General features: G+C 38.3%; 7 protein-coding genes and 1 pseudogene. 5 read left to right on the top strand and 3 right to left on the bottom strand.

Annotation, left to right across the window (positions count from 1 at the left end):
- The 4 genes and pseudogenes from ACFIJ0_RS01200 to ACFIJ0_RS01185 form a co-directional block, all read left to right on the top strand.
- Nucleotides 1-232 (top strand): annotated as a pseudogene (locus ACFIJ0_RS01200) (hypothetical protein); the annotation flags it as partial.
- A 316-nt stretch (nt 233-548) separates the two neighbouring features.
- On the top strand, nt 549-1,121 hold the full coding sequence (locus ACFIJ0_RS01195) for an antA/AntB antirepressor family protein (protein ID WP_375643931.1): 573 nt from the start codon (nt 549-551) through the stop codon (nt 1,119-1,121).
- Between the two features lie 250 nt (nt 1,122-1,371).
- Complete coding sequence (locus tag ACFIJ0_RS01190; RefSeq protein WP_375643930.1) at nt 1,372-2,097, top strand: Rha family transcriptional regulator; 726 nt, start codon at nt 1,372-1,374, stop codon at nt 2,095-2,097.
- Nucleotides 2,094-2,372: a hypothetical protein gene (locus ACFIJ0_RS01185; RefSeq protein WP_375643929.1), complete on the top strand. Its 279-nt coding sequence runs from the start codon at nt 2,094-2,096 to the stop codon at nt 2,370-2,372. The genes ACFIJ0_RS01190 and ACFIJ0_RS01185 overlap by 4 nt, the downstream gene beginning before the upstream one ends.
- 46 nt (nt 2,373-2,418) lie before the next feature.
- On the opposite strand, the gene ACFIJ0_RS01180 is transcribed toward ACFIJ0_RS01185, so the two are convergent.
- Genes ACFIJ0_RS01180 through ACFIJ0_RS01170 form a run of 3 tightly spaced genes read right to left on the bottom strand, consistent with a single transcriptional unit; the run spans nt 2,419 to nt 3,187 of the window.
- A complete protein-coding gene (locus ACFIJ0_RS01180) occupies nt 2,419-2,565 on the bottom strand; it encodes a CopG family antitoxin (protein WP_375623753.1) in 147 nt (48 codons plus the stop codon).
- A 42-nt stretch (nt 2,566-2,607) separates the two neighbouring features.
- Nucleotides 2,608-2,925, bottom strand: a complete 318-nt coding sequence (locus ACFIJ0_RS01175; protein WP_375609575.1) for a type II toxin-antitoxin system HicB family antitoxin — start codon at nt 2,923-2,925, stop codon at nt 2,608-2,610.
- Nucleotides 2,915-3,187, bottom strand: coding sequence for a toxin HicA (locus tag ACFIJ0_RS01170; RefSeq protein WP_375623755.1), 273 nt, complete (start codon nt 3,185-3,187; stop codon nt 2,915-2,917). The genes ACFIJ0_RS01175 and ACFIJ0_RS01170 overlap by 11 nt, the downstream gene beginning before the upstream one ends.
- Nucleotides 3,188-3,236: 49 nt before the next feature.
- Between ACFIJ0_RS01170 and ACFIJ0_RS01165 the strand changes: the two genes are divergently transcribed.
- On the top strand, nt 3,237-3,677 hold a 441-nt coding region (locus ACFIJ0_RS01165), incomplete at its 3' end, for a hypothetical protein (RefSeq protein WP_375661377.1).

Below are 3,677 nucleotides of genomic sequence, written 5' to 3'. Positions count from 1 at the left end.
CAAACATTCGGAATCGGAGGCTGGAGGCAGAATCCCCACCACAATTGCAAGAAAGGAACTTGATCTTTGTATCAATGATATCGGGGGTTTACCACCAAAACCTCAAGATAGTATTATTGTGATGGCTCCTGAAAACAACAAAGCCCCCTCTTCTCAAGAGCACTTCGTGGTCACAGAGGTCCAAGCCTCAGAATCCGGTATGTATAAGCTTATTCTGCGGAAGATAAAATAAAAGCACACTTAATTTATTTTAAAAATGTAAAGTCACCTCTTGACAATATGGCAACAATGTGTCTATCGTCAAACTAGGTGCCTGAAAAACACCAAACGATAAGCGGATGGATTACCGAAATAATCTCTTCCCGCCGAAATTTAAAAACTTTGACTCATCACATGCTTTGTAGCATATAGTGGTTTTGTCGGGTGTGGTTACACTATACAATACCTTTGCGGGGAAAGTGTAACGACGGACTTATCGCCGTGTTTTTCAGCGCCCGGCACTCTCTTTAGAGTGTCAATGAAAAACATCTAACGATAAGGAGTTCATTATGAACAATCTTATAGAAATTAAAGAACGGATTATTGATCAGGAAGCTGTTCAAACCGTCAATGCTCGTGATTTGCATGCGTTTTTGGAAATAAAGTCTGAATTTAGAAATTGGATTAAAAATCGCATTAAAGAATGTAAATTTCAGGAAAATATAAACTTTATAACTGCGGTAAATTTTTACCGGGGTGGAAAGGTAAAGGAATACCACATTACATTAGACATGGCTAAACATCTTTCGATGATCGAGCGTAATGACAAAGGACATGAAGCACGTCAATACTTTATCAAATGTGAACGGCTTTTGAAACAAGTAACAACACCACAAGTTGACTACTCCAAACCCGAAGCATTACTTGGTGTTTTGAATCACTTACAAAACCAAATTGAGCAGAAGGATAACACCATTGCCGAATTAGCACCAAAAGCAAAAGCTTTGGATGGTTTAAAGCGTTCTGATGGTTTGTTCGGTCTTATTGAAGCAGCGAAAATGCTAGAGGTGCGACCAAAGGACTTAACAGATTATTTTTATAAAAACATTACATTGCCACTTGACAATGTAGCGACAATATGAATAATCGAATCAGGTGCCTGAAAACACCTTAAAACATCTAGCGGATTGATTGCCGAAATAATCGATCTTCTGTGCGTTGCAAAGGCTTTGACTCATTATATGCGACAAGTGTATAATGACCTCATCGGGTGTAGTTACGCTATACAATACCCTTATGGGGAAAGCGTAACGACGGACTAGATGCCGTGTTTTCAGCACCCGATACCTTTTAAAGGTATCAATGAAAACCTCTAACATCTAGGAGTTCATAATGAACACTCTTATAAAAATTACAGAAAGTGTTGCTAATAGTGCTACCACTCAGACTATGTCGAGTCGTGAAATTGCTGAGTTGTGTGGTAAAAGACATGACCATGTCATGCGTGATATTAAAAAAATACTTGAAGAATTATACACTGAAGGAGGTCTCCCCAAATTTGGGGGCACCTATTTAGATAAGCAGGGAAAGGTGCAAAACTGTTACAACCTTCCCAAGCGTGAATGTTTAATTCTTGTTTCAGGTTACAGCACTGCCTTGCGAGCTAAAATCATAGATCGTTGGCAAGAATTAGAAAAACAAGTAGCAACACCACAAATTGATTATTCAAGTCCTCAAGCAATGATTGGCTTTTTGACACACCTACAAAACCAAATTGAGCAAAAGGATAACACCATTGCTGAATTAGCACCAAAAGCAAAAGCACTTGATGGTTTAAAGCGTTCTGATGGATTGTTTGGTCTTATTGAAGCAGCGAAAATGCTAGAGGTACGACCAAAAGATTTAACGGATTACTTGCGACAAAACGATTGGGTCTATCGACGGGCTCCAGGGGCGCCTCTGTTACCTTATCAGGACAAAATAAAGAAAGGCTTTATGGATTGTCCCGCTATCACCATTCAAAGACCGGATGGTACAGAAAAGGTCCTGCCTTCAACGAAAATCACACCAAAAGGATTGGCATGTTTGAGAGAACAAATCTTTGGGGGTGTGCAATGAATAGCAGTGTTGATTTATTATGTGATTTGTGGATGGCATTGTATCAGTTTTCTGATCGTGATGATGTCGAAGATAAAGCTTTTAATGCTCTCATTGAGACCATGGATGCAATAGAAAAAGCTTTGATTTTAAAACTTCAAAATGAGGTGCCTAATATTACAAAGATTTTGGCAATTCTTACAAATTTTGGAGCTTCAGAGCTACCACATAGCATGGATTCTTTGTTGAAAGCTTATGAACCAAGTTTAGAGAGCCCCATTAAAAAGGTTGCTTAATTTAAAAGATAGAACTCCCCTCCCCGTTCTTAAAATGGGGAGGTGGTCAAGAGACTTCTTTAGGTAAGAACTCAAAATGAACGGGTTTAAAACCAGTTAAATCATAATCCGTAAGATCGGCAGTATCAACGAAGTTTTCTGCTTCTTCATCCGTCTTTAAAACGGGCATTTGTTTTAATTTAGAGGTTTTCATAAAAATTAATTTTCTTTTAGTACGTATAGACTTTTAAAAGATTCAAAGTTTAGAAGAAATGTATCTGTTTAAACTCACACCATTTTCAGCAGCTTGTATTGCAAGTTTTCTATGGAGTTCTGGTGGTATTCTTAATTGAAACTTACCACTGTATTTACCATGTGACAAAGGCACAGGAATTTCTTCTCCATTATGTTGCATGTCCTCAACAACTTCTGAAACAAGGTCCATAATACCTTTTAAAGCTTTCTCTGCTTGAGCATCTAACCATGAAAGGGATGGGAATTCTGCACACAATCCAACATATTCCTCATCTTCTTGCGACCACAAAACACGATATGTATAATGATTATTGTTCATGTTTCATCCTTTCTATCGCTTGTAAGACTTGTTTGACCTGATAAGCTTTTGCTTTGTTACCAGAATCTTTTTGAATATTCACACGAGGATCACCAAGCCACGGTGTTTTAAAAACAAAGTGGCTTGTACCATTGTTCCGCGGTTCTCCAAAGAAATAGACACATACAGCCAACAAATCTGCAAACTTGATGTTCTTTGGTGATGCTTTCATCAAGCTGATTATTTTTTCAACTTTATTGCTCATAACCAATAATAGTATCATTATTAATCCTAGTCAATCATTTTATACACTTAAATGAACAGGAGCCCTCATGCATCCGAGAGAGACGATAAGGGAAAGCTTTGTTGCGNTGCGCGATTTCAATTTATTTATTGAAGCAATGCCAGCTATTAATATCTCAACGCAAAGTGAAACGATTGAAGATGGACATGATTTTGGCTTAAGGCGGCGTGTTTTAACGCTAGATGTTGAATGTTATGCGACATGTGAAGATGGAGCACGTTTTGTTGACCAATTAGCGTGGGAAGTTGAGGAGATTTTCTACGCTAATCCCAATCTCAATAACACTGTTGAAACATGCCGCCTGCAAAATATTGCTTTTGCCTTTGGTGATAATGGCGCCCTAGCGCTCCATGGTGCCATTTTAACCTTTGAAGTCATTTATGTGACAAATATCCCCAACATGGATGAAGAAGAAAGCGGTGTAACAGCAAGACTCGTTGAACCTTTCTTAAATTTTGAACCAGAAACA

Source organism: Bartonella sp. OC68QHHN (assembly GCF_042193875.1).
In the GTDB taxonomy this organism is placed as follows: domain Bacteria; phylum Pseudomonadota; class Alphaproteobacteria; order Rhizobiales; family Rhizobiaceae; genus Bartonella; species Bartonella grahamii_A.
Note: the sequence above shows the minus strand (reverse complement) of the source record. Positions and strands in the feature narration are given on the sequence as shown.

Excerpts from the sequence above, each read along its gene's own strand:
- ACFIJ0_RS01195 (WP_375643931.1), top strand. The coding sequence starts at position 549 with ATGAACAATCTTATAGAAATTAAAGAACGGATTATTGATCAGGAAGCT.
- ACFIJ0_RS01190 (WP_375643930.1), top strand. The coding sequence starts at position 1,372 with ATGAACACTCTTATAAAAATTACAGAAAGTGTTGCTAATAGTGCTACC.
- ACFIJ0_RS01185 (WP_375643929.1), top strand. The coding sequence starts at position 2,094 with ATGAATAGCAGTGTTGATTTATTATGTGATTTGTGGATGGCATTGTAT.
- ACFIJ0_RS01180 (WP_375623753.1), bottom strand. The coding sequence starts at position 2,565 with ATGAAAACCTCTAAATTAAAACAAATGCCCGTTTTAAAGACGGATGAA.
- ACFIJ0_RS01175 (WP_375609575.1), bottom strand. The coding sequence starts at position 2,925 with ATGAACAATAATCATTATACATATCGTGTTTTGTGGTCGCAAGAAGAT.
- ACFIJ0_RS01170 (WP_375623755.1), bottom strand. The coding sequence starts at position 3,187 with ATGATACTATTATTGGTTATGAGCAATAAAGTTGAAAAAATAATCAGC.